Origin of the sequence: Xanthomarina sp. (assembly GCF_035306705.1) — a bacterium.
In the GTDB taxonomy this organism is placed as follows: domain Bacteria; phylum Bacteroidota; class Bacteroidia; order Flavobacteriales; family Flavobacteriaceae; genus Xanthomarina.
Window position 1 is genome coordinate 1 of sequence record NZ_DATGNO010000166.1, and the last position, 22,395, is coordinate 22,395.

The following is a 22,395-nucleotide window of genomic DNA, read 5'->3' on the forward strand; positions in this document are numbered from 1 at the left end:
GTTAGAGTCGGTTCAAAAACCTCGTAATTAAATAATAGAAATACAAGAAACGACAATTTCAAATAAAAGTACTAGGCAATCTAAAACAGTAATACATGGCATTTAATATCAAGAAAAAATTACAAGTCTATATCAAGGACCGTATTACGGAAATTGGTAAAAACCAACAACAAACACAACAAGTTGTTTTGGATTATGCTCAAATCAGTAGATTGTTTCCGGAGCCTAATTTTATTCCTTACACGGCATGGTCTATTTCGCCTAGTGTTATTTTGCATGTCTTAAACGATATTGTAATTAATAAGCGTCTAAATATTATTGAATTTGGTGCTGGGGCATCGACGCTATATATAGCTCAATTAATAAAAACGTTAAAACTACCCACTAAATTATATTCGGTCGAATCAGATCAAGAGTGGTTAACCAAAATGCAAAATGATATTTTACGATTTGACCTTACAGATATTGTGACGTTTATTTATGCGCCATTGACAGCTGTGGTTGAAGGACTTGGTCTAGGTGAGCAAAAACTATGGTATGATTCAGAGAAGATTACTGACGATTTACCCAATGAGCAAGAGTTCGATCTAGTTATAGTAGATGGGCCTTTTGGTGGCGGTACACCCTACGCACGCTATTCAGCAATACCATTTATAAAGGATAGACTGTCTGAAGAATATGGTGTGTTTTTGGATGACACTCAAAGAAAAGATGAACAAGAAATTACAGGACTATGGGGCCAAGTTTTGGGTGTTAAGCCTCAGTGTTTCCAGAGGTATACGTATTTTAAAAGTAGTAAGTCTTTTGATACTACTCCTTACATGATATCGAATTTTTAAAAAGATTGGAAATATAAAATCAGTAATTTTTATTATGACAAATATTAAACCTTTAATTTCCATAATCATTCCTACTCTTAATCGCGCCCATTTAATTGGCGAGACGCTTAATTCCATTTTAGCGCAAACCTACAAAAACTGGGAGTGTATTGTAGTAGATGACGGGAGTACAGATGATACTGAGGAATTACTTGATAGGTATATTACTAAAGATAGTCGATTTCAATACCATAAACGCCCAGATACGCATCTGCCGGGTGGTAATGGCGCTCGGAATTATGGGTTTGAGTTGAGTGTAGGTGAATATGTGCAGTGGTTTGATAGTGATGATTTGATGGTACCTGAAAAATTAGAGTTAGAAGCTAAAGCTTTATCTGAAAATGATGTAGATTTTGTGGTTAGTAAAAGGAAGTATTTTAATAAAAAAAACAACTCGTTTTTTAATTATGATTTTAAAGCGTCTGATGTTACTTTTGAGAGTTTCGCCATAGATTACATCAGTTGGCATACACCGGATTTAATGGTAAAACGTTCCATTGTTTCACCCATAAGATTTAATGAAGTAATGACAGCAGGGCAAGAGCATAATTTTAATTGCAAGCTCTTGTTGAGAACTAATAATTTATTTTATTTAGATGCTTTTTTAACATTGCGACGATATAGTCCAGATTCCATACAGGGCAAGCGAGATCATTCAAAAGTTATTCATCTAAAAAAAATGTTTGAATCCAATTGGTACAATTATCTTGATATAAAAGATTTGGCAAATTCCCCTAAATTCAATAGATACTCATTGTTACAGTGTGTGCATTGCTATTTGCAACTTAAGAACAATATTCCTTTACCACTCACTTTTATGGAAGAATTAAAAGCCGTTTTTCCAAAGCGGTATTATTGGTTTTATTTGGCTAGGGTTTCAAGTTTTACGTTTGGTAAGTATTATAAATTTTATGAGTTATTGAGGCAAGATGAGGTTTTTAATACCTATGCTTTAAAGAAAAATAAAACGTGATAATATTGTTGACTTCTCAAAAAATAGTCAAGAGTTTATTAAAACCTAAAGCAAAATGATTCATTACCTATATAACTTTTATTTAACTAGAAAACCCTTAAAAAAAGAAAACAAATTAATCTCATGGTTCCATTGGCAGCTTTATAAATACTTGAAAGTTAATTTGGTTCGTTATTATAAGCGTGTTTCTTTTAATCTTTTGGGGGTTGATGCTACAAGTGATGTTATTGTGAGCTTGACCTCTTTTCCTGCAAGAATAGATGTAGTTCATTTGGCCATAAAAAGTATACTAAATCAAACTCAAAAACCTAAAAAGATTGTGTTATGGCTAGGTGAAGAATATTTCCCTATGGGTGAAGATGTTTTACCGAGTTCATTGCTAGCATTAAAGTCTTTAGGCTTGGAAATTGCCTTTTGCGAAGATATTAAAGCACACACCAAGTACTATTATGCTTTTCAGAAATACCCTAACAATCTTATTGTTACAGTTGATGATGATATTATATATCCTATTAATCTATTAAAGAATTTACGAGGAACCTATCAAAAATATCCCCATTGTGTTGTTGCCAATCGTGTACGTAATATGAAAATTGAAAATGATATAATTAAACCCTATAGACAGTGGGGAATTAATAGATTGAACACCAGAGGGCCTTCTAAAAAGTTGTTTGCTACAGGCGTTGGAGGTGTGTTATATCAGCCGGGCTTTTTCTTAAAATCTTTTTTTGATATTGAAGGCATAAAGAAAACCAATTGCATTGGTGATGATATTTGGTTAAAAGCTGGACAGGTTACAAACAACATTCCAGTAGTTTTTACAGATTATTACTTTAAACCATTTATTGAAATCCCTGAATCTCAAACGGAAAGTTTAAACTCAAAAAATGTATTTGGTAGTGATAATGATCGCCAAATTAAAGATGTATTTGAGTATTTTGGAATTAGCCAAGAATCTTTTGAATAAGAAAGATTATTTCTATTACTGACTACGTTTATTTGTTTTAGCTCTTACAAGTTGTAATTTTTATTATTCTTTATCATATTTTAAACAAACCTCTCAAAAGTCTTAAAATTTGTTATCTTCGATTACGTTATACTATGAACACCATTAGAACTCCCATTATTCCCTTAGAACAGACCTTTACGAAGGTTAAGGAACCTCGTGCTCTTCATTATGAGGCCATTTGCGTGTTTGTGGCTACAGGTTTTTTTTTGGAAAAGGATAGTTTTTATAAAGATGAACAGATTTTGCAGCCAGGGATAGATTATGTTTTGGATTGTAATGGAGTGATTCAAAAACAAACCCCGTATTTTAAATGGTTTCATGAGCCTCGGGATATTTCTTTTAATACGGCTTTAGACGAATTTACCGATTTGTTTGAAACGATTGTTAAGGAGCAAACGGGTAATAATCGTGTGTTGTTACCTTTGTCAGGTGGTTTGGATAGCCGAAGCCAAGCGGTGGCATTAAAATATTTGGGAGCTGATGTGCATAGTTATTCTTATTCGTTTGCTGGTGGTTTTAAGGAACATAAAATTAGTGAGCAGATAGCCAAAGCCTGTGGTTTTCCTTTTGATCCGTTTATTATTCCACCTAATTATTTATGGGGTGTGCTAGATGGCGCAGCCGATATTAACCAATGTTATTCAGAATTTACGCACCCGAGACAAATGGCTGTTTTAGAGAAATTTAAAAGCATGAAAGGTGAGTTTTCACTCGGCCATTGGGGAGATGTATTATTTGATCGTGGGATAGCGGAGCAAGATGCTCATTTATCAGAATTAGATTTAATTTATAAAAAAGTGATTAAAAAAGGTGGTTTAGCTGTGGCGAGTGCCTTATGGAAATCTTGGAATTTGGAGGGCGATTTTCAAGCTTATTTGAAATCCCGGATTCAAACATTGTTAGATCAGATAGATATAGCTGATACAGGAGCTAAAATACGGGCTTTTAAAAGTTTGTATTGGGCGCCGCGATGGACTTCCGTGAGCTTAAGTTTTTTTAAGGCAGTCCATCCTGTGCAATTGCCCTATTATGATAACCGTATGTGCCAGTTTATCTGTGAAATCCCTGAAGCTTATTTAGCTGATAGAAAAATGCAAATAGCCTATATAAAAAACAGAAACCCAAAAGTGGCTGCAATTCCTTGGCAAGATCAGATGCCTTATAATCTGTATAATTATCATAAAAACAAATCGCCATACAATCTACCGTATCGCATTAAAAATAAAATAAAACACAAGACCCGTGCCTTGATTGGTAACAAATACATTCAACGCAATTGGGAATTACAATTTTTAGGTAATCAAAACGAAGCCAAATTACTCAGTTATCTTTATCATCCTGAATTTTTAGACTTTGTGGAGAAAGACGTTGTTGATAGTTTGTATCAAAAATTTAAATCTGAAGATTCTGTCTTCTATTCGCATGCGGTGAGTATGCTATTGACCTTATCTGTATGGAATTCAAAATTTAATAACTTATAAGCATTGGAAGAGCCCGTTTTAAATAAACAAGTTATTTCTCAATTGGTCAGCATTATTATTCCCGTTTATAATGGTGAATTATATATTAAAGCTGCTTATAATCTTTTAATTGATCAAAATCTACCAGAATTTGAAATCCTTTTTATTGATAATAATTCAACCGATAATTCTATAATTTTAATTAAAGATATTTTAAAAACTGATTCCCGTGTTTCTCTTTATAAAGAATCTGTTCAAGGTGCAGCTTCAGCACGAAATACAGGTTTAAAATATGCCAAAGGTGAATTTATTTATTTATTTGATGTGGATGATGAGCTGTTTGACAACGCCTTAAATGCCTTATTAGAAGTGTTAATACATAATGAAAGCTTAGATAGTGTTCATGGCAATACGGTAAAATCGAAGTTGAAACTAAAGTCCACCGAAATCACCCAACCTGACACCAATAAACTCACGATTCCGGAGCCATGTTATTGGGGATTGCGGTGGATGACCTACAGTACCTTACCAGGAACACCTAGTTTTTTACATAGAAAACATGTTTTTGATAAAATCGGTAGTTTTAATCCACAATTAAAGTTGGGTGAAGATGCAGCTTTTCATGTCAAATTAGGGATGGAGTGTCAAGTAGCGCATTTAGATAAAAACATTCTATTGTATTTTAGACACCCACAATCTACCGTATCTAATCAAAACAAAAAGCAAGAGAAGGTATTCACCTATTGGGAACCCTTAATCCATGAACATATTCCTTATCTGTTAGCGCATGAGGTACCGCTCGCTTTTAAAAAGCAGGTTTTAGTTCGGGTCTATGGCTCTATTCCGCACATGTTATATTTAACGAATGGCTTTGTACAAAAGAAACAATTAAAAAAGAAATTATTACAAGATATAAAACCTTTGAAAATTCCGATTATTTTAAGACCTTTTATTACTGTTGTTATGCTTTCAGGAAACATAAATCTTTATAAGGTATATGTGTATTACGTACTAAAATATTATATGAAGTATGTGGTTAAATAAGCCTAAAGTATCCTGTGATATGGTATTAAAAGAATTTGAACCTGTTTCTAATTAATATTTTAATATAAGATAATTTATTCATGTGTGGATTTTTAGTCGAATACAATTTGTCAGACCAACAAGCATTAAACAAGGCTCATTTTTTAGAGTTGTTAATGCTATCACATAAACGTGGACCTGATAGTCGTGGATATGTCTCGATAGAGCCGCATGTACAAATGGGCTTCAATAGGTTGTCTATAATGGATACCTCCAAAGCAGGAGAGCAACCGATGCAGAGTCCAAATAAAAAATACAGCATAGTTTTTAATGGTGAAATCTATAATCATTTAGAATTAAGAAATAAAATTAATCATACTAGTTATAGGGGGCGTAGTGATACCGAAACCATAACCGTTTGTTTAGAAGCTTGGGGGATAGAAAAAACGGTGAAAGCCCTTAATGGCATGTTTGCAATAGTGATTTATAATCATCAAACTCAAGAGTTAAGTTTGATTAGAGATTTTGCAGGCATTAAGCCGTTGTTTTTTGGCTGGGATGGTAAGACATTAATAGCAGCCAGTCAATATGATCAAGTTATAGGGCATCCTTCCTTTTCGGGTAAATCCATTAATTCGCAGGTTTTAAAATTATACTTAGAGCAACACTTCATGCCAGCTCCATTTGGGCTTTATGAGGATACTTTTCAAGTCTTGCCAGGTGAAATAATTACCTTTAACAAACACGGTGTAAAAAAGCACTTACGTTATTGGGAGTTACCAGTTAGACAAGAAAATTATATTGTCAACGCTCAGGAAGCAGAAATTTTTATTGGAGAAACTCTAGATAATAGTGTGCAAAATCAATTACTTTCTGACGTACCGGTAGGCGCTTTTTTATCCGGTGGTGTGGATTCAACCTTAATTATTAGTTCCTTAAAGAAATTTCGCGATAATATACAGGTGTTTACAATAGGTTCAGATAGTAAAATACATGACGAATCTGAACGTGCTAAGCAGTTTGCGGGCGCTTTAGATTTGCAACAAAGTATTTGGCGCTTAAATGCTAAAGATATGCTTTCCCATTGGGATGAAGCGATGAAAGCCTTACACGAGCCTATGGCAGATTTTAGTATCTTACCTACCTATTTGGTTTCTAAATTAGCGAAAAAGCAAGTTACGGTGGTATTAAGTGGTGACGGAGGCGACGAATTGTTTTTTGGTTATGAACGGTTTTGGAGCATTGGTAAGAATATTGGGTTCCAACATTACCCGAGTTTAATTCGTAAGGGTTTATATGGTTTAGATAAGTATGTAAGTGGCAATAAAAACCTGAACGCGGTGCTTTTGGCAGCTAGTCAGGCTAATGCACAACAGGGATTACATTCTAGATTTAGAAAAGAGTGGTTAAATTCTTTGGCACCTGATTTGAAAGATATTTCTTTACCAGAAACTTACCAGGTGTACAATTATAAAAACTCCAAAGATGTTAGGGTCTTATTGCAACATATGCGACATGCGGAGTTTTATGGGATGATGCAAAAAACTTTAAGAAAAGTAGATTTAGCCAGTATGGAAAATAGTTTGGAAGTACGTGTTCCTTTTTTGGATAAACAGATGATTGAAGCTAGCTTACAAATAGACCCTTTATTGAGTTATGGTAAAAACAAAAGTAAACAAGTACTAAAGAATGTTTTGCATAGACGTATTCCATCCGTGCCAATAGAAACTGTGAAAAAGGGCTTTTCCATCCCGTTAAGTGGTTGGCTTCGGGAGGATTTAAAATCGCTATTTACAGAGCGTTTATTGGATGCTGATTTAACGAATTTTGGTTTTGAACGCAGTGCCATAGAACATATGTTACAGCAACATGCTACTAAGAAGCAGGATTTAAAATGGCCTTTATTTACTTTATATGCCTTACTTAAATGATTAAAATTTTATTTACCATTCCAAATTTTGATACAGCCGGTAGTGGCAAGGCCTTACTTCACGTTGCTAAAAGATTAAACCCTAATATTTTTGAAGTTCACATCGCCTGTATGCACAGGCGTGGGGGATTTTTTAAAACAGTTGAGGCCTCCGGGATACCTATTCATATTATACAATATACCACAAACATGAAGCCTTATGTTAAAGGTTTGGCTTCTTGTTATCAGATTAGTAAGAAACTAAAAGCCATTGGACCAGACATCATTCATAGCTTTCATTATGCCGCTGATTATTCTGAACCTTTAGCGGCAAAAATGGCTGGGATTAAATGGGTTTATACCAAAAAGAATATGAATTGGGGTGGCGCTTCTAAAAATGCTTGGTATTTAAGAAGTTTTTTAGCAACTGCCATAGCAATTCAGAATACGGATATGAAAAGAGAGTTTTTTAAGAATTCAAATAAAACGGTTTTGATTCCGAGAGGGGTGGATGTGGAAATCTTTCAGCCGCTAGAGAAAAATTTAAGTGTAGCGCAAGAATGGCAATTAAATTTAGATCAACGTATTTTAATGTGTGTGGCTAATTTGGTACCGGTAAAAGGGATTGAAGTTCTACTACAAGCCTTTAAAATGATTTATAAAGAGTGTTACGAATGGAAGTTAATGTTTGTAGGGGATTACAATAATCCCTATGGGGAACAAATGATTGCGTTAGCAACTAGTTTAGGTTTAAATGATCAAGTATTATTTGTTGGAAAGCAAAATAACGTACAAGATTATTTAAGTTTGGCTGAAATAGTGGTTTTACCTACTCTTAATTCAGGAAGAAGAGAGGGTTCTCCAGTGTCTTTATTGGAAGCAATGGCGAGTGGAAAGAGTGTTTTAGGTTCTGATGTGTCAGGAATAAAAGATCAATTGCAACCTTTTCCAGAACATTTGGTTAAGGCAGGAGATGTCAACGCATGGTGTTCTGCATTATTAGCTTGTTGCTCCAATACCCGAGAGATGAATACACAGATTGGAAGCCAATTTAGAGACTATGTGCTTAAGCATTACCATGTAGACAAAGAAGTAAATAATTGTCAGGAATTATATTTTAAACTCCTTAGTAAATCGTGATACATGCTTTTTAACTCCTTAGATTTCGCGATTTTTCTTCCAATAGTTTTTATACTCTATTGGTTTGTTGTAAATAATCAGTTAAAATATCAGAATGCATTAATTGTCATCGCTAGTTATGTATTTTATGGTTGGTGGGATTATCGATTTTTATCTTTAATCCTGTTCAGTACCATAGTCGATTATGCGATTGGTATATTGTTACAAAAAATAGATTCTAAAAATCACAGAAAAGCTCTTTTATGGACGAGCATTTTTGTAAATATTGGATTATTAGGTTTTTTTAAATATTATAACTTTTTTGTAGACAATTTTGTACAAGCCTTTTCATTTTTTGGTCAAGACATTCAACCCAATACCTTAAATATTATTTTACCTGTAGGAATAAGCTTCTATACCTTTCAAACCTTAAGTTATACTATTGATGTTTACCGCGGCCAATTGAAACCTACTAAGGATTTCATTTCCTTTGCAGCCTTTGTTAGTTTTTTTCCACAATTAGTAGCCGGCCCCATTGAGCGTGCTTCAAATTTATTGCCGCAGTTTTATGTGAAAAGACAGTTTAATTACACTAAAGCCGTTGATGGTTTACGACAAATTCTTTGGGGATTGTTTAAGAAAGTTGTCATTGCGGACAACTGTGCCAACGTTGCAAATACCATTTTTAATGGTTATGAAACTTATTCTGCAAGTACCTTGGTTTTGGGAGCAGTGTTTTTTGCGTTTCAGATTTATGGAGATTTTTCAGGGTATTCAGATATTGCTATAGGAACTTCTAGGCTTTTTGGGTTTAACTTAAAGCAGAATTTTGCTACACCATATTTCTCACGTGATATAGCTGAGTTTTGGAGACGCTGGCATATCTCGCTGTCCACTTGGTTTCGAGACTATGTATATATTCCTTTAGGAGGGTCTAGAGGTAGTAAATGGAATCAGGTTCGTAATGTATTTATTATTTTTATTGTGAGCGGTTTTTGGCATGGTGCTAATTGGACCTTTATCGTTTGGGGAGTATTAAATGCCGTGTACTTCTTACCTTTACTACTAAGGAATAAAAATCGTCTCTATACCAACGTCGTTGCTGAAAATAGTATATTTCCGAACATAAAGGAGTTAATTCAAATGGCTATAACTTTTAGCTTGACTGTGTTAGCATGGGTGTTTTTTAGAGCAGAAGATGTGACTATGGCACTTAATTTCCTTTCTAGAACCTTAAACTTGTCCTTATTTACATTACCTCAAGTTAGACCAACTGATGTGTTTGTTTTTTTACTAATTTTCCTCGGGATAGAATGGGCTGGACGACGCCATTTATATGCCATAGAACGTTTATGGGTTAAATACCCTAGGTTTATTCGATTGTTAATATATTATATAATTGCTATGGTTATTTTTTTATATGGCGGTAAAACCCAAGAATTTATTTATTTTCAATTTTAATGAAAAGATTTTTAGTAAATACAAGCTTGTTTTTGTTTGTGCTAATAGCTAGTTTTTTTGTAGTTTTTAGTATGGCGGATGGTACAACCGATGCCTTTTATAAGAAGTTGTCATCGCAAAAACAGACATCACTTATTGTAGGGTCATCCAGAGCAGCTCAAGGAATACATCCGAATATTATAGATTCTGTTTATGGTTCAAATAGCATATATAATTATGGGTTTACCATTTCTGCATCACCGTATGGCAAAGCATATTATACGAGTATTTTAAGTAAGCTTAAAAGAAAAGAGGAGAAGGGTGTTTTTATAATTGCTGTAACGCCTTGGTCGTTATCTGAAAATAAGTTAACACACACACAAATACAACTCCGTATCCAGAAGATAATGACTTTATTGGCAAAACAAATTTTGTTAATATGAATCCAAATATAGAATACCTTCTTGAATCTTTTGTTCCTAAAAACGAGGCTATTATCAGGAATAAAAAACGTAAAGGCATGTATCAAACATTTTATGTGCAGGATAATGGTTGGTTGGAAGTAACTATAGAATCTGACATGATATCTAGAGAATTTAGAACAAAAAATAAAATTGAAAGTTATAGAAATAGATTAGTAAAGTACAATGGGATTTCTGAATATAGATGGGACTATTTAATTAAAACAATTAATTTATTTAAAGAACAAGGGGATGTATATTTGGTGAGAATACCTGTAATAGAGGCGATGTTAGAGGTTGAAAATGAATTGATTCCCAATTTTGATGAAAAAATAGAAAATTTAGCTAAGGACTACCAGATACCTTATATTAACATGATGCCATTTAACAACGAGTATGAATTTACAGATGGAAATCATTTAACCATTGCTTCAGGAAAAAAGTTTTCGTTAGATTTAGCAAGTCAAATGAAGAAACTGAAAAGTAATAATAATTAGAATGACAATAGGAATTATACTTTCCAAAACCCCAGGGTATTCTGAAACCTTTTTTAATTCTAAAATCAAAGGCTTACAGGAAAATGGACATAGGGTCATCTTATTTACAGGCCCAACTGAAAAAAACTATAAAGGCTGTGAACATATTAAAAATCCAAAGGTTCATAGATTCTTATTGTTACAGTTATTCAAGATGGGTTTGGTAGGATTTCAGTTACTTGCTCATATAAAAGCAGTGAGGAACTACTTTAAACTAGAAAGACAACATGGTAGTACCATTAAGCGAACTCTAGAAAAAATATATTTGAACTCCGAATTACTGAAATTTAAAGGGGACTGGCTGCATTATGGCTTTGCTACATTGGCCTTAGAGCGTGAGTTAGTAGCAAAAGCTATAGGAACCAAAATAGCGGTGAGTTTTAGAGGGTATGATATTAATGTCTATCCTTTAAAACATCCTGGTTGTTATGAATTGCTTTGGAAACACGTGGATAAGGTTCATGCGATATCTCATTATATGTTGAGGCAGGGCTGGTTTTTAGGATTACCTAAAAGTGTACCCTATCAAATAATAACTCCAGCAGTTGATTTGAAAAACTTGCCAAATAGAACGATTCAGGATTCGTATGAGACCATCAAGATCGTCACCATTGCTAGGCTGCATTGGATAAAAGGTATTAATTATTTACTAGAAGTTGCCAACTGTTTAAAATTGGCTAATGTTAATTTTGAATGGCTAATTATAGGTTCGGGGCAAAATGCGGAAACAGAACGTTATTTGTATCATATTCACGACAAAGAATTAACACAGCAAGTAATTTTAAAAGGACAATGTTCGCATAAAGAAACTTTAAATATCTTAAAGGATTGTGATGTTTATGTGCAAACGAGTTTAAATGAAGGTTTTTGTAATGCGGTTTTAGAAGCACAGGCTTTAGGAATACCTAGTGTGGCCTTTAAGATTGGCGGACTTCCTGAAAATATTGATGATAAAAAAACAGGCTGGCTGATAGCGCCTTATGATGTGGCAGTGATGGCAAAAACCATAATTGATATTTCTAATTTAGAATTTCATGAAAAGGAAGCGCTAGCTGAACGATCCATAGAACGTGTTAGAGCAGCCTTTAATTTCGAGCATCAGAAACAATATTTTGATGAATTTTATATAAATTGACATAAAATAAGCATCAATGTTAGATGCTAGATTTGAAATTGAAAATTGAAAGCTGTTATTTAATTATCGTAGATATAGTCTAAAATTTAAAGTTAATGATTAAAATCCCAAAACGCATAAAACAGCGGTACAAACAATTTTCCAAGCATCCTTTAACAAAAGGTCATGAGAATCATGCCTTATGGCGCTATATTTATTTTCATTTTATGATTAAATGGAAGAAAAAAATGATTTATAAATGGGTTGGTGATTTGAAATTTATTGCCAGGAAAGGAGAAGCTGGGATTGTTGGGAACATTTATTATGGATTATTTGAATTTGAAGAATCCATTTTTTTAATTCACTTGCTAAATAAAAATGATTTTTTTCTTGATATAGGAGCCAATGTAGGCCATTATTCTTTGTTGATGGCTGGGGTGAATAATACATTATCCTTGGCAATTGAACCCGTACCGGCGACTTATAATAAATTAAAGGAAAACATATCTTTAAATAATTTAGAGCATTTAATAGAATTTAGGAATATAGGTGTTTCAAATAAAAACGGGATGCTTTATTTTTCTACAGATCGTGGCACTATGGATAGGATTGTAGATCAATCGTACACGTACTCGACTGCAGTAAAAGTAGAAACAATTGACTCCATTTTAGAAGATAGAGTTCCTCTTGCATTAAAAATAGATGTTGAAGGCTATGAGAACTATGCTTTAGAGGGAGCAGTTAAAATGTTAGAGAATCCTGATTTTAAAGTTTTAATCTTAGAGTTAAATAGTTCTGGGAAAGTCTATGGGTTTGAGGATCAGTATATATATGAAAAAGTTATATCGTATGGGTTTAAACCTTATAGATATGAACCTAAAAACAGACGACTTAAAGAATTAGAAACCTATAATAAGGAACAGTTTAATACCATTTTTGTACGCGATTTAGCATTTGTAAGCGCGCGACTTATTTCAAGTGACCCTGTTAAAATAAATAATCACTATTTTTGATTAAAACAAACGCATTCAAGCTATTTATCTTTGCATGAAATTATACTTTCCACCCTCACATTATAATGCGGCCTATCGCGGCATGGTTTTTCCACTGCTAAAGCCATTTATAAAAAGCGAATCGTTTACAGATACGGAGCGAAAGGAAATATACGGGGTCTCGGAACAAGATTTTACCTTTACAGAATTTCTGGAAGAAGCAGATATCGTCATATTACCAATGGCTTGGAATTATTATGTAAAAACAAAACAAGAAAACCTGGCGGTATCTTTTATTAAGGAATGTGGGCAGCTAAATAAAAAGGTTCTTGCCCTTAATATTGGTGATTTTGGGGTTAAAGTTCCAAGTTTTAATAATGTCATACTTCTTCGTTCTGGAGGGTATAAAACTAAGTTTGAAAATCACGAGTTTTGTATTCCTCCTTTTATAGAAGATCCTTTAAAAAAATATTTTAGTAGTGATAAAATATTCCTTAGGCCTTATCAAAAGTTTGCAGTTGTTGGTTTTTGTGGTCAAGCCAATGCTTCGCGTGTTAATGCTATTAAAGAAGTAGTAAAAACTAGCCTGAGAAACTTAAAATATTACTTTAAACTTACTAAAGAAGAGCCTCAGCAAATTCTTTCTACATCATATCTAAGAGCTTCCGTATTAAACGTTTTACAAGAGGCGGATGGAGTTGTCTGCAATTTTATTTTTCGGAAAAAATACAGAGCAGGAGTGACTAGTAATAAGGATTTCCACGAAACTACCTTAGCATTTTATAATAACTTAAAAGACTCTGATTATATAGTTTGTGTACGAGGAGCAGGGAATTTTTCGGTGCGATTTTATGAAGCTTTAGCTATGGGGCGCATACCCATTTTTATAAATACCGATTGCGCTTTACCCTTAGATAGTATGGTTGCTTGGAAAAAGCATGTAGTATGGGTGGAGTTTAAGGATAGATTTCAGGTGGCTGAAAAAGTTAAACAGTTTCATGATAGTATGACTGAAGTTGATTTTTTAGCTTTACAGCAAGCTAATAGAAGTTTATGGGAAGATCGATTAAGGTTGGGAGGTTTTTGTAAAGGTTTGATTAAAAGTGACTTATGTATTTATAAGTAACTTACTATTGTTTTTACACCTTACCCTCAACTGTTTTTATATATTTGATTTTGTTAATCAAGAGGTAAAAAATATCTTGAAATATGAACAAACTAATTTTTTTTAAGGAGAATAAAATATTTGCCGTCATTTTTGTTTTTGCAGTAATTTTTATCTTACGGTCATTCATACTTCCTTTAGCAGGAGATGAAATAACTTACTTGAATATATCAAATAATATTTTAGAAGGTAGGTTTTATCAAAATGATTCTCCATCTACTTTTACACCAATTATCCCCTTTATTCTCACTTTTTTTCAAGTACTTTCTTTTCCTGAACTAGGTTTTGCTTTAAATAAGGTTTTTAATGCCTCACTGTTTTTAATTGGACTTTATTTCGGATATCTATTTTTTAGAGAAAATAAGATAGACCATAAAGTTTCTATTTCAATTATTTCTGTGACTTTAGTAACTCAGGTAGTTATAAGTTTTATTCCAACCTTATATCCAGATGCATTACTGTTTTTCTGTTTTTGGGGCTTTTTATATTATTCAACAAAAGAAGCAAATATTAGCAACTTTAGAAAGATGATTTTTCTGTTTACGGTGTTAACGCTAACAAGACATGTGTATGCTGTTTTGGGAGTTGTTGTGTTGATCAATCTTTATAAGCTTTATACATATAAAAAATTGGACTTAAAAAAGGCTTTATTTTACTGTTTTGCATGCTTAACTCCATTTATAGTGTGGTTTAAGTATGTATATCATATAGAATCAAACAACCTGAGTAACCTTACCTATTTTAGTAGATTTAAAGAGGAAAGTTCCTTGTTTTATAATATTAAGGCAGGTTTGGGGCTAATACAACATCAAGAGGTGAGTAGAATTAACGGTATTCCTGCATTTATATCTGTTTTTATTCCAATTACCGGCATTAGAAACTTTGTGTTGAGTGTGGTACTAATCTCGGCATTTATTTATGGTTATATTAATAGGAAGTCAAATACCGAGGGGGTGAAAATACTATTTTTATCTATTTGTTTGGTCATGTTAGGCTTTGTTGCTGCTGGCACAGGATTTAGTAGATATTGGGTGCCTTTAATCCCAGGGTTTTATTTGGGATACTATTTTTTAACTCAAAAGTTTAAAGTAAAAAACATATATTTTATTAATCTTTTGTATGTTATGGCTTTTATCTATATATTAAATGAACTTAGGATAAGTCTCATAATTTTCGAAAAATATTTATAATATACCCAATCAAATATGGACTATAATTCCTATAAGCTTTTAATTTATATGCCAGCTTTAAACGAGGCTGAAACGATATACAATGTACTGAAATCGATTCCTGCAAATTATGAACACTTTAATGCGGTGGAGTTATTGGTTGTCAACGATGGGAGTACGGATGATACTGAAAATAAATCCAAAGCGGCGGGAGCAACAGTAATTAGTCATAATAGAAATAAAGGCGTAGGAGAAGCATTCCAGACAGCACTGACTTATGCTTTAAAGATAAAAGCATCAGTTATGGTTAGTATTGACGCGGACGGACAATTTGATGTAAACCAAATAAATGATTTTATACAACCAATTATTGAAAATAAAACTGATTTTTGTATAGGTAATAGGTTCCATGGAAACAGACCTGAAAACATGCCTAAAATAAAATATTGGGGTAATAAACAAGTGAATAAGATAGTGTCATTTATTAGTAAAACTAAAATTGAAGATGCTTCCTGTGGTTTTAGAGCTTATTCTCAAGAAGCGCTGCTAAATCTTAACTTACAAGGGAGCTTTACCTATACTCATGAAACTATTTTAGATTTGTTAGATAAAGGTTTGTCCGTAAAGCAAATCCCAGTACGGGTTGAGTATTTTGAAGGAAGAGTTTCTCGGATAGCAGATAGTATTATTGCATATGCGTTTAGAACATCAATTATAATATTTCGCTGCTTAAAAGATTATAAACCCTTACAGTTTTTTTTAATTGTTTCTGGATTTATTTTTGGAATTGGACTCCTTTTAGGTGGATTTACACTTATACACTGGATTGTAAATAATACTATCAGTCCTTATAAAAGTTTTGGTATAATAGGATTGTCTCTTGTAGGAATGTCTGTTGTCTTGGCTATTTTTGCCTTTATGGCAGATTCTTTAGGAAGAATGAGAAAGAATCAAGAAAGGATATTGTACTACCTTAAAAAGTCGTATTTTGAAAATTAGAGATAAAGAATTAACATCACAAATTGTTAGATATATATGTATTAGTGTTTTTAGCTATCTATTTGTATTTAGTTTTTTATATACACTAGTAGATGTGTTTAAGGTTAATGAATCTTTATCTTTTCTTTTGGTTTATGGAGTAGCATATTTATTGTTATATTCCATACAGTTAAAGTTTTTATTCAAAACCTCGCATGAAAAAAGAAAGTTAATTAAATTTATTTTATCGATTTTTCTTTTTTATGTAGTAAGTAATCTGTTGTACAATTTTTTTTTATACTCAAATGTGAATTATTTGTTATCAACAGCTTTTACTATAGCTATTTTAGCTCCTTTAAGGTTTTTAATCTCAAAATATTTTGTTTATAAATAACCTTGGACTATACGAATATTAACCGTCTTAAAGTTTTCTGTGTAATTTCAGTTTCAGAAATTTTAAATGTGGTGATATTAAAAATGAAATAATAACTATATATGAAAGAGATCGATTATTCAAATTTAAAAGCTACTCCAGAAATTGAAGATTTTTCAGGGAAATATGAGAATACAAGTTTTATATCTAAATATTTAGTAGATAGCTATTTTAAATCTGTTGATAAACTTATTCTAAAAGCTAACAAAATTGAATCTGCTCATGAAATAGGAGCTGGAGAAGGAAGGTCTACCATGCGTCTTAGAAAAACGATTCCCAATTTGACAGCCTCTGAGTATGTGGATCATTTAGTTGAGTTAGCTAAACGAAATAATCCTAGCTCTACCATTTTCCAAGAAAGTGTGTACAGTCTTAAATACCAAAACTCTAGTGTAGATTTGGTTTTTTTATTAGAAGTTTTAGAGCATTTAGATTTTCCTGAAGTGGCACTTGCAGAAATAAAAAGAGTGTCAAAAAAATACCTAATTTTAGGGGTGCCTCGTGAGCCACTTTGGCGTTTTTTAAACATGTGTAGGTTCAAGTATTTAAATCATTTAGGGAATACACCAGGCCATTTAAACCATTGGTCACAAAAATCTCTTATAAATTTGATTGAAAAGAACTTTGGGAAAGTAGTGGCTGTAGAATCTCCAATTCCATGGACCATTGTTTTGGCTGAAAAAAAATCAATTGATAAATAATGTTCCTAATTTACAATTCAATAACCTCATTTAATTCCTACGCCTTTTTATTCAAATACTTAGTTAAGGAAAATGGGGTGACACTAAAATTTAATAGTAGAAATTAGGGATGTTTCTTAATTTTATTCGAATATTAAAATTTGAAACTTAAACAAAATAAACTTAGTTTTATTAGTATTAAAGATTTGAAGTTTATAGTATTGTTATTTATATTCTAATGTAATTTGATATTAATAATTTTTTATAAATGCTCTTCATTTTTCTAAAATACCTTCAACCCACACATTATTTTCAGATATTTAAGAAAGATGGTTTTTCTGTTTTTCCAAAAATAAAATATCTTCCAAAAGAAATAGTGGAACAACTTGAACTAGATACGAGGTTTACAAGTGATATAGGGATGGAATATGAACTTTCATGGCAAGCCATTCATAAAGGGTATATAGGAAAATCTGAAACCTATAGTTCTTTTGAGAAAGTGCCGATAGAAGATGAATACCGGTTTATTCGTAAATACTTTCATAAGGTTTGGGTTTTTTATGTGCTGTGTTTACGGTTGATGGCATTTAATAATCCAGTAAAAGAACTTAAAGCTTGGATTCAAAGTAGAAATGTAAAACAAATATCCTTTAGTCAGGCATTAAAATATGACACTTGGGAGGAGTGTACGTCTACTTTAATTTTACAGAAACCGTTGGTAAGTGTTGTTATTCCTACCCTTAATCGCTATGATTATTTAAAAGATGTTCTTAGCGACTTAGAGCAGCAGGAGTACAAAAATTTTGAAGTGTTGGTGGTAGATCAATCCGAACCTTTCCAGCCTGCATTTTATACGGCGTTTGATTTAAAGCTTCAATTGATACGTCAAGAGGAAAAAGCTTTATGGTTGGCCAGAAATACGGCTATTAAAATAGCTAAGGGGGAGTATATATTGCTTTTTGATGACGATAGTCGTGTAGCACCAGATTGGATTTTAAGTCATGTAAAGTGTTTAGATTATTTTCAGTCTGATTTGTCTTCAGGGGTGTCTATCTCTGAAGTTGGAGCAAAAACGCCAGCAAATTATAACTTTTTTAGAGTGAGTGATCAACTAGATACCGGCAATGTTCTGATACGAAAATCTGTTTTTAAAAAATTAGGTTTGTTTGATAGGCAGTTTGAAAAACAACGTATGGGCGATGGGGAGTTTGGATTAAGGGCTTATTTGGAAGGCTATTTGAATATTTCAAACCCTTATGCAAAACGACTACATCTGAAGGTAGGAACCGGAGGCTTACGGGAAATGGGGAGTTGGGATGCGTTTAGATCTCAAAATTGGCTAGATCCTAGACCAATACCTAGTGTCTTATATTTTCATCGTAAATATTTTGGAAATTATAATTCTAGGTTAGGTCTTTTAAAAACTATTCCTACTTCCATCATGCCATATCGATTTAAAGGACATAGAATGTATACAATATTGGGAGCGATTTTATTCCTGTTTTTTATGCCAGTTGTTTTATTTCAGGTTAATAAATCGTGGAGATTGGCTTCAGATAAGCTAAGTTGTGGTCCGTTAATTGAAACCATAGATTAATGCGGGTAGTACAGGTAATTGATCGGTTAAATGTAGGTGGAGCAGAACGTGTTTTAGTAGACCTTGCTAATTTATTATATGAAAATAACTGTGACGTTACTGTTGTATGTTTATTAGAAGAAGGACAATTGGACGGTTATATAAATAAAGCTATTCCATTAATTTATCTGCGTCGTAAAAATAAATATAACCCGTTATATTTAATTCGGTTATACCGCATTTTGATTCAATTTGATGTGATTCATATACATTTGAGACAAGTATTGAGATATGTATCTTTATTGTTTTACAGTCTTAATCTACACAAGAAAAAGGTTGTTGTATTTCATGATCATTTTGGTAAAATAGATATAGATAAAGAAATCTCTTTAAGTATTAAAGAAGCATTAAAACGTTGTAAGGCCTATATTGGTGTTAGTGAGCAATTAACATGTTGGGCCAAAGCGAATAGCGTGAACACTAAAATAATTAAATTAACAAATATTGTTAGGGCTGAAAGAAGAATTCAAAGTACTCACTTATCATTTAATCAGGTTAATATAGTTTCTGTTGGTAACTTTAGGCCTCAAAAAAACTATGAATTTTTATGTCAACTCATTGCAGATAGCCCTAATAATTATTATTATACTATTTATGGACAGGTTGTAGATATGGTATATTATAATAAAATATTAGTTTTGCTCAGGCAGTTACGCGTTAGAAATCGCGTTACAATAATAACTGATTGTAAATCGGTCTTGCCTGAACTCTCAAAATATCATCTAGGCTTGCACTGTGCTACATCAGAAACTGGGCCATTGGTAGCTTTAGAGTACTTAAGTATGCAATTGCCTTTTGTAGCATATCATACGGGGGAAGTAGCTAAGAATGTAGCTCAATACTTTCCACAATTAATTCAAAGGGATTTTGATGTTGAGAACTGGAAATCAAGTATTCATAATGTTTTAACCCAAAGAGAAGATTATACTAAGAAATTACACAGGTATTTTTTTGAAAATTATTCAGATACTGTTTACGTAGAGAAATGCTTAAAAATATATAATACTCTTTTAACTAATTGATTAAAATTGAAGTTAACTATTATATCACATACCGAACATTATAAACTAGCAGATGGTACTATCGTTGGTTGGGGGCCAACGATTACCGAAATAAATCATTTAGCAGAAGTTTTTGACGAGATTTATCACATTGCTATGTTTCATGATTGTGAAGCGCCTAAAAGCTCCCTTCCATATTCCACTGCTAGAATCAAGTTTATTCCTCTCAAACCTACGGGTGGTCAAGGTGTTAAAGAAAAATTAAAGGTGTTGTTTTCTGCTCCTAGCGTAATAAGAACTGTGAATCAGGTTCTAGCAAAAACCGATTGTTTTCAATTAAGGGCACCAACAGGTATTGGTGTGTTTTTGATTCCTTATTTGACCTTGTTTTCAAAAAAGAAAGGATGGTTTAAATATGCTGGTAATTGGAAGCAGCATCCAGCTCCCCTCGGGTATGCTGCTCAGCGATATATGCTTAAACGTCAAAGTAGGCCCGTAACCATAAATGGTGCATGGGAGAATCAGGAAGCTCATTGTTTAAGTTTTGAGAATCCTTGCCTAGTAGATAGTGATATTAAAGAAGGATTTATAGTTAGAACAAAGAAAGAAAAGGGGGAACTTATTAATTTTTGTTATGTTGGAAGGTTGGAAAAGCAAAAAGGAGTGGAGCGGATTATTAAGGCTTTTGGTCAATTGAATGAAGAAGTATTGGAAATGGTTGGAAAAGTGCATTTAGTTGGGGATGGCCACGACATAGATTACTTTAAAGGGCTAAGTTTAAAGACAGGTGTTGACTTCGTTTTTCATGGGTTTTTACCAACTAGTGATGTTTTTAAAATATATAAGCAATCTCATTTCTTTTTAATGCCAACTACGGCTTCTGAAGGGTTTCCTAAAGTTTTGGCTGAAGCTATGAATTTTGGGTGTATTCCTATGGTGTCTGCTATTTCTTCTATTGGCCAATATGTGAAAGATAAGCGTAACGGCTTTTTAATTCAATCCGTAACAGAAGAAGAAACTAGGTCGACTATTATAACAGGATTAGGTTTAACTAATGAAGAATATAAAATTATGTTATCTAATCAATCTGAGCTTGTGAAAAGGTTTACTTATGGCTATTATGTTAATAGAATAAAGGGGTTAATGATAGTTTAAATTACTACCCCAATAGTTTATTTATTCACAATTAGTAGGTTAAAAAGGGTGGTGGATAGAATTTTTAGGTATATTTAACCAGAACAAATAATTTAGATTATAATTAATAAGAATTGAGAAAAATTTCTTGGATATTAAAACGGCATTCATTTTTGTACTCCACAAGATTCAGGTTGCTTTCACGGAATTCTTCTGAAGAAGGGGTTGCTTCTGAGACTTATAATGATTTTAATAAGGTAGCAGATATTCCTGATATATATATTGATATAAACAAAAAGATATTTAAGGATGTTCATTTAAACACAGACCTTGAGAAGGCATTTCATATTGCTCGTTGGTTACGAGAACATATTAAAGGAGGATCAGGGTTAAGTCTTCCTTCTGACCTTGCGTTAAAGGCTATGCTCGACGGTAAAGGCGGTGTGTGTAGTGATATATCTCAAGTTTTTAATAATTTCTGTGTCATAAATGAAATCCTAGTGAGAGAATGGGGGATTATGAGAATCCCTTTTGATATGAAATATGGAGGTCATGCAACAAATGAAGTTTTTTCCAAGGAATTAAATAAGTGGGTTTTAATAGATGTTTCAAAATGTATAACCTTCAATACAGGAATTGAAAGTTGTCCGCTTTCTGTAATAGAAGTCTTTAAGTGTCGTGATAATTTAAGTTATCATTCCTTTTTCAAGGAAATAGTAGATGATAAACAAATTAAAAATTATTATTTCAGTCCTTCTGCCACTCCATTTTTGATTAGTAGGTATAAGAATAAGGTGTATGACAAATTCTTAAAGAAGAGCCCTTCGAAATTTCCAATTTTTATAGTCCATTTTGTTGTATACCTCACAGGGAATAGTTATCACTATAAATTTCCTTTAGTTAACTATAGAACTATGTTTATGTAATTATTCTTTATAAGCTCTTTTACCGTATTATTAATTTTTACTAATTATATAAACTTAACAAAAACTAATTCTTAATAACAAACGTTGAAAACCAATATTACCTACATCAGTGCCATCGGGTTGCATGCAGCCATAGGAATGTTGATTTATTTTAATACAAGCTTAGCCAAGCTTTATTTTTTTGGAGCATTTTTTTATTTCCTGTATCAAATTATTAGAGTTGCTGATAATAAAAAGACTTATGAGGTTTTAAAGGCTTGCGCTTATTTTGTGGGAATTGAGGTGTTTATGCGAACCACCAAAGGCTCTGTTTCATACGAAGCCTCTAAATACTTGGTGATTCTTTTTGTGATGATGGG

Annotated in this window: 21 protein-coding genes and 1 pseudogene; all 22 read left to right on the forward strand. The window is 32.7% G+C overall.

Features of this window, described 5'->3' with window-relative positions; genetic code table 11:
• Positions 1-95 precede the first annotated feature (95 nt).
• The gene (locus tag VKY47_RS13130; protein WP_324313275.1) at positions 96-839 is read left to right on the forward strand and encodes a class I SAM-dependent methyltransferase; all 744 of its coding nucleotides are present in this window, start codon (positions 96-98) and stop codon (positions 837-839) included.
• Between the two features lie 34 nt (positions 840-873).
• Positions 874-1,851, forward strand: a complete 978-nt coding sequence (locus VKY47_RS13135; RefSeq protein WP_324313277.1) for a glycosyltransferase family 2 protein — start codon at positions 874-876, stop codon at positions 1,849-1,851.
• A gap of 55 nt (positions 1,852-1,906) precedes the next feature.
• Positions 1,907-2,818, forward strand: a complete 912-nt coding sequence (locus VKY47_RS13140) for a hypothetical protein (RefSeq protein WP_324313278.1) — start codon at positions 1,907-1,909, stop codon at positions 2,816-2,818.
• A 134-nt stretch (positions 2,819-2,952) separates the two neighbouring features.
• A complete protein-coding gene (locus VKY47_RS13145; protein ID WP_324313279.1) occupies positions 2,953-4,341 on the forward strand; it encodes an asparagine synthetase B family protein in 1,389 nt (462 codons plus the stop codon).
• A gap of 3 nt (positions 4,342-4,344) precedes the next feature.
• Positions 4,345-5,364: a glycosyltransferase family 2 protein gene (locus VKY47_RS13150; RefSeq protein ID WP_324313281.1), complete on the forward strand. Its 1,020-nt coding sequence runs from the start codon at positions 4,345-4,347 to the stop codon at positions 5,362-5,364.
• An 80-nt stretch (positions 5,365-5,444) separates the two neighbouring features.
• Positions 5,445-7,274: an asparagine synthase (glutamine-hydrolyzing) gene (asnB, locus tag VKY47_RS13155; protein WP_324313282.1), complete on the forward strand. Its 1,830-nt coding sequence runs from the start codon at positions 5,445-5,447 to the stop codon at positions 7,272-7,274.
• On the forward strand, positions 7,271-8,392 hold the full coding sequence (locus VKY47_RS13160; protein ID WP_324313283.1) for a glycosyltransferase: 1,122 nt from the start codon (positions 7,271-7,273) through the stop codon (positions 8,390-8,392). Before asnB ends, VKY47_RS13160 begins: the two co-directional genes overlap by 4 nt.
• Before the next feature lie 3 nt (positions 8,393-8,395).
• Entirely contained in the window at positions 8,396-9,832 is a 1,437-nt protein-coding gene (locus VKY47_RS13165; RefSeq protein WP_324313284.1) for an MBOAT family O-acyltransferase, read from the forward strand.
• A complete protein-coding gene (locus VKY47_RS13170) occupies positions 9,832-10,254 on the forward strand; it encodes a hypothetical protein (RefSeq protein ID WP_324313285.1) in 423 nt (140 codons plus the stop codon). Before VKY47_RS13165 ends, VKY47_RS13170 begins: the two co-directional genes overlap by 1 nt.
• Positions 10,251-10,769 carry a hypothetical protein gene (locus VKY47_RS13175; RefSeq protein WP_324313286.1) on the forward strand — a complete coding sequence of 173 codons (519 nt, stop codon included), beginning with the start codon at positions 10,251-10,253 and terminating at the stop codon, positions 10,767-10,769. Before VKY47_RS13170 ends, VKY47_RS13175 begins: the two co-directional genes overlap by 4 nt.
• Position 10,770: 1 nt before the next feature.
• On the forward strand, positions 10,771-11,943 hold the full coding sequence (locus VKY47_RS13180; protein WP_324313287.1) for a glycosyltransferase family 4 protein: 1,173 nt from the start codon (positions 10,771-10,773) through the stop codon (positions 11,941-11,943).
• 95 nt (positions 11,944-12,038) lie between these two features.
• A complete protein-coding gene (locus VKY47_RS13185; protein ID WP_324313288.1) occupies positions 12,039-12,935 on the forward strand; it encodes an FkbM family methyltransferase in 897 nt (298 codons plus the stop codon).
• Positions 12,936-12,969: 34 nt separating this feature from the next.
• A complete protein-coding gene (locus VKY47_RS13190) occupies positions 12,970-14,040 on the forward strand; it encodes an exostosin domain-containing protein (protein WP_324313289.1) in 1,071 nt (356 codons plus the stop codon).
• Between the two features lie 83 nt (positions 14,041-14,123).
• Positions 14,124-15,269: a hypothetical protein gene (locus tag VKY47_RS13195; RefSeq protein ID WP_324313290.1), complete on the forward strand. Its 1,146-nt coding sequence runs from the start codon at positions 14,124-14,126 to the stop codon at positions 15,267-15,269.
• Positions 15,270-15,284: 15 nt separating this feature from the next.
• On the forward strand, positions 15,285-16,247 hold the full coding sequence (locus VKY47_RS13200) for a glycosyltransferase family 2 protein (protein ID WP_324313291.1): 963 nt from the start codon (positions 15,285-15,287) through the stop codon (positions 16,245-16,247).
• Positions 16,237-16,620: a GtrA family protein gene (locus VKY47_RS14475; RefSeq protein WP_414731230.1), complete on the forward strand. Its 384-nt coding sequence runs from the start codon at positions 16,237-16,239 to the stop codon at positions 16,618-16,620. The genes VKY47_RS13200 and VKY47_RS14475 overlap by 11 nt, the downstream gene beginning before the upstream one ends.
• A gap of 101 nt (positions 16,621-16,721) precedes the next feature.
• The gene (locus tag VKY47_RS13205) at positions 16,722-17,360 is read left to right on the forward strand and encodes a class I SAM-dependent methyltransferase (RefSeq protein ID WP_324313292.1); all 639 of its coding nucleotides are present in this window, start codon (positions 16,722-16,724) and stop codon (positions 17,358-17,360) included.
• 247 nt (positions 17,361-17,607) lie between these two features.
• Positions 17,608-18,936 carry a glycosyltransferase family 2 protein gene (locus VKY47_RS13210; RefSeq protein ID WP_324313293.1) on the forward strand — a complete coding sequence of 443 codons (1,329 nt, stop codon included), beginning with the start codon at positions 17,608-17,610 and terminating at the stop codon, positions 18,934-18,936.
• Positions 18,936-19,997: a glycosyltransferase gene (locus VKY47_RS13215; RefSeq protein ID WP_324313294.1), complete on the forward strand. Its 1,062-nt coding sequence runs from the start codon at positions 18,936-18,938 to the stop codon at positions 19,995-19,997. The genes VKY47_RS13210 and VKY47_RS13215 overlap by 1 nt, the downstream gene beginning before the upstream one ends.
• A 6-nt stretch (positions 19,998-20,003) precedes the next feature.
• The gene (locus tag VKY47_RS13220; RefSeq protein WP_324313295.1) at positions 20,004-21,131 is read left to right on the forward strand and encodes a glycosyltransferase; all 1,128 of its coding nucleotides are present in this window, start codon (positions 20,004-20,006) and stop codon (positions 21,129-21,131) included.
• A 173-nt stretch (positions 21,132-21,304) separates the two neighbouring features.
• Positions 21,305-22,036 carry a transglutaminase-like domain-containing protein gene (locus VKY47_RS13225; RefSeq protein WP_324313296.1) on the forward strand — a complete coding sequence of 244 codons (732 nt, stop codon included), beginning with the start codon at positions 21,305-21,307 and terminating at the stop codon, positions 22,034-22,036.
• 84 nt (positions 22,037-22,120) lie between these two features.
• Positions 22,121-22,395, forward strand: a pseudogene (locus tag VKY47_RS13230) (O-antigen ligase family protein); the annotation flags it as partial.